At 59.8% G+C, this 3,968-nt stretch carries 6 protein-coding genes; 3 read left to right on the top strand and 3 right to left on the bottom strand.

Annotated features, from left to right (window positions below):
* Positions 1–634: IS256 family transposase (locus SIL87_RS01305; protein ID WP_319612490.1), on the top strand; the 634-nt coding region annotated here is incomplete at its 5' end.
* 12 nt (positions 635–646) lie between these two features.
* On the opposite strand, the gene SIL87_RS01300 is transcribed toward SIL87_RS01305, so the two are convergent.
* Genes SIL87_RS01300 through SIL87_RS01290 form a run of 3 tightly spaced genes read right to left on the bottom strand, consistent with a single transcriptional unit; the run spans position 647 to position 1,978 of the window.
* The gene (locus SIL87_RS01300; RefSeq protein ID WP_319612489.1) at positions 647–949 is read right to left on the bottom strand and encodes a hypothetical protein; all 303 of its coding nucleotides are present in this window, start codon (positions 947–949) and stop codon (positions 647–649) included.
* A gap of 55 nt (positions 950–1,004) precedes the next feature.
* Entirely contained in the window at positions 1,005–1,331 is a 327-nt protein-coding gene (locus SIL87_RS01295) for a DUF7673 family protein (protein ID WP_319612488.1), read from the bottom strand.
* Positions 1,328–1,978, bottom strand: coding sequence for a recombinase family protein (locus SIL87_RS01290; protein ID WP_319612487.1), 651 nt, complete (start codon positions 1,976–1,978; stop codon positions 1,328–1,330). The genes SIL87_RS01295 and SIL87_RS01290 overlap by 4 nt, the downstream gene beginning before the upstream one ends.
* Before the next feature lie 303 nt (positions 1,979–2,281).
* Between SIL87_RS01290 and SIL87_RS01285 the strand changes: the two genes are divergently transcribed.
* Positions 2,282–2,959 (top strand): heavy metal response regulator transcription factor, encoded by a 678-nt coding sequence (locus SIL87_RS01285; RefSeq protein WP_319612486.1) that lies wholly within the window; start codon positions 2,282–2,284, stop codon positions 2,957–2,959.
* On the top strand, positions 2,940–3,968 hold a 1,029-nt coding region (locus SIL87_RS01280), incomplete at its 3' end, for a histidine kinase dimerization/phospho-acceptor domain-containing protein (protein WP_319612485.1). The genes SIL87_RS01285 and SIL87_RS01280, both read left to right, overlap by 20 nt.

The raw sequence follows: 3,968 nt of genomic DNA, 5'->3' as shown, positions 1-3,968 counted from the left end.
GCTCTCGGCCATCGGCATCGGACCCGATGAACGCCGCCGTGTCCTCGGCGTCTCGGTCGCCCTTTCCGAGGCCGAAGTCCATTGGCGTGCCTTCCTCGAAAGCCTCCATCAGCGTGGCCTGCGAGGCGTCGAATTCATCGTCTCCGATGACCATGCCGGATTGCACGCCGCACGCCGCGCCGTCTTCGGCGCCGCACACTGGCAACGATGCCAGTTCCACCTCGCCCAAAACGCCATCCACCACGCCCCCAACCACGCCATCCGCAAACGCATCGGCGCAGAACTCCGGACCGTCTGGAACGCAAATTCCCTCGCCGCTGCCCAGATCGCTCTCACAACCCTCGTCAATGCCTATCGCGACACCGCACCAAAGCTCGCCGATTGGCTCGAACGAAATATCCCCGAAGGCCTCACCGTCTTCACACTGCCAGAACCCCACCAGCGCCGGCTTCGCACTTCCAACCCCATGGAACGCGGCATCCAGCAGGAACTCAAACGCCGCACCACCAAAATCAGGGTCTTCCCCAACGAAGCCTCCCTCGAACGCCTCGTCAGCGCCGTCCTCGTCGAAATCGATGAAAAATGGGCCGCCGACACCAAGGGCTACATCAAGTGGGACTACCAGGATGCCTGACCCCCGCTCGCCCTATTTTCCAGACATCAGGTTGCTCAATCTCATGCCCTCCGGCATCGCGACCGATTTGACCTCGTGATACGCGATGAACTCGACGATTTCCTGCCCGATCGCCTCGTCATGTCGCACGTCGGTGTCGTCCGAGAACCATGACCGCATTTCCGCCGGTTCGCCGCCCTCCGTATGGATTATGCTGACTACCACCTTGGAGGCGCGGCTGAGGTCGGGGCCATAGAAAGCGATCGTCCCCATCGGCCACCCGCGGAACCCCTTGCGGGACTTCTTGCTGAGCCGTTTTTGGAACTTGTCGATCATCACGCTTGCTCTGCCCAAATTATGTCCATGAAGCCGAATGGATGCCGCGGTTCGACTATCCTGCCAGGTGCGGACGCCACACCCGGATGATGTCCTTGAAGTCGGCCTCATAGCCCAGTCGATCCGGGTAGCTGCAAAGCTGGGAGATCAAGCCAAAGACAGTAACGATATCGCCCGCGATGTGCGGCTCAAGGCCCCAGAGGCTGGTGAGATCGAAGCGGCCGCAATCCGCGCCGTTCCACCACGCAAGAAGAAAATCGGCAACGCGCTCGCACTGGCCGCTGCCGCCCTTGGCGATGGTGATAAGACGCTCTAGGGCCGCTCGCTGTCCGTCGTTGATGCCGGACGTGCCGGCTCTTCTCGGAATCTGCACGACGTTCATGCGTCTATCTCCATAGCTATTCGCGCCTGGGCGACATTCCGTGCTGCGGTCGGCTGCCGGATATCAACAGGGGCCGGCATGGGCCCAAGCCTGGCAATCGTCGCAATCCCGACGTTGTAGCTCTGGGCCAGCTCCTTCAACGTGGCCCCCTCGGCCCGGCGCTGCCGGGCCTCGTCCTGCTGCTGTGGGGTGAGGGCAGGGGGGCGGCCCATGTGCTGCCCGCGCGCCTTGGCCCGGCTGCGGCCCTCGGCCGTCCGGGTGCGGATCAGGTCACGCTCCACGTCGGCCAGGCCACCTAATACGGCCAGCATCAACCGTCCGGTGCTGGTGCCGGTGTCGGCCCACGGCTCGGCCAGCGAGCGGAACAGCGCGCCGGCGTCGGCGATCTGCTTGACCATCGCGAACAGGTCGAACGTCGAGCGCGCCAGGCGATCGATCCGCGTCACCGTCACCACGTCACCGGCCGCGATATGCTTGAGCATCTTCAACAGCTCGCGGCGATCAGCGCGCGCGCCAGTCGCTTTCTCACGAAAAACCTTCGCACACCCGGCCGCCTTCAACTGCTCAAGTTGGGCGTCGAGCGTCTGGCCGTAGGTGCTGACTCGGGCATAGCCGATCAGGCGGGAAGGGCGGTTTGTTTCGGACATATCTTACGGGAAACGTAAGCCATTGATTTGAAACGAGCAAGCTGGCTTGCCGAAAGTCTTGAATTACGCAAATTTATAGCAGTCGATCCCACAACGAAAGCCTAAGACAAAAATTCTTAGTGGAACGGCAACGGAGAAGTGCCGTAGGTTTACAAGATAGGTGATAACTTGATGCGACCCAATAAGGATTGCACTAATCTTTGACCGCGCAAACCTAGCTGTACGCTCATAGTTCGCTAAAGAATATCTGAATTCAACGCCTTCCTTGAAATCCCGCCTGTGCTCGTTCTAAGATTGAATGGCATGAAAATTTTGATTGTGGAGGACGAACGAAAAACGGCCGCTTTTCTTAAAAAAGGGCTGGAGGAGAATGAGTTCGTGGCTGATATCGCCGCGGACGGCGAGACCGGCGTTTCACTAATGCTCCAAGGTAACTACGATCTGATCATTCTTGATGTCATGCTGCCCGGACGGGATGGCTGGTCGGTGCTCAGGGAGCTGCGGCAGCGGCAGAACCAGACTCCCGTCTTGTTCCTGACCGCACGGGACAGCGTGCCGGACCGGGTTCACGGCCTTGAACTGGGCGCGGATGACTATATCGTTAAACCTTTCGCTTTTTCGGAACTTCTGGCGCGGATACGGTCCATCCTCCGGCGCGGACCCGTGCGTCAGGCGGCCATGTTGCAGGTGGCCGATCTGGAAATCGATGTGCAGCGCCACAAGGCTGTGCGGCAAGGCCGGACACTCGATCTGACACCCAAGGAATTCCTGCTTTTGTCCTTATTGGCGCGCCGCACGGGACACGCGATATCACGGACCCTCATCGCCGAGCAGGTCTGGGACATAAATTTTGATAGCGGCACCAATATTGTCGATGTCCATATGCACCGGCTCCGTTCGAAAGTGGACGATCCTTTCGAGATCAAGCTGATCCACACCGTCCGGGGTATAGGATACATCCTTGAACATCGACAAGGCTGATTCTACCAGGCAACCGAGCCGTCTGAGCAGTCTGCGCCGGTTCGGTGGCTCGATGGTCATGCGGATGACCGCCTGGTACGCGGGGAGTAGTTTCCTGCTGATTTTGACTGCCACGGGCTTTTTGTACTGGACCGTCGCCGCCAATCTGGAAGCCGAGGACCGGCGCATCATGAGCAATACGGCGACCAATCTCCAGTATCTGCTTCATGCTTCGATGAACCTGAATGTGGCAAAGCATATGGTTGCCAGCCCGTCAGGATCATTTACGCGGCCGCAGCTGATTTGGGTCCGCGTCATCGCGGCCGATGGCCGAACGCAAATGGAGACGAACGGCATGGACCGGGAGTTGCCAGTCGCCGATTTTCCGGCGCTGATGGCGATTCAGCCTCATCATGATGTCATCCGCACGATCCAGACCAGCGCGGGGCAACTGTTCCAGACCCTGAGTGCCCGCATAACCAATGGGAAGGGCGCGGGCAGGGTGTTCCAGGTCGCTATCGACCGTACCGATGAGCAGCGTCTTCTGGTACATTACCGAGAGCGGCTGCTGCTGGTGCTGACCATCTCCTTGGCGCTCTGCTCCGCGATCGGTTTTGCAATCGCCCGCAGCGGGATGCGTCCGGTCGAACACATCATCAGGACAGCGCGCAATATACGCTCCTCCACGCTGCATGAGCGCATCGACACTGTTGGACTTCCTGCGGAGTTGCAGTCTCTTGCCGACACGTTCAACGACATGCTGGACCGGCTTGAGGACTCATTTGCACAGATATCGCAGTTTTCGGCCGATGTCGCCCATGAACTGCGAACTCCCGTCAACAATCTCCGTGGCGAGATCGAGGTGGCCTTGGGCAGGGCACGCTCACTTGAGGAGTACCGGGACGTATTGGGCTCGGCGCTGGAAGAATGCGCCCGCATCAGCCGGGTGATCCAAAGCCTGCTCTTCCTCGCCCGAGCCGAGACTGCCGGAGAAAGCCCTCATCTTGAGGAACTGGATGTGAAGTCGGAG

This window comes from Acidiphilium acidophilum (assembly GCF_033842475.1).
Classification (GTDB): Bacteria; Pseudomonadota; Alphaproteobacteria; order Acetobacterales; family Acetobacteraceae; genus Acidiphilium; species Acidiphilium acidophilum.
The sequence above is the reverse complement of the archived record's forward strand: the minus strand, read 5'-3'. Positions and strand labels throughout refer to the sequence as shown.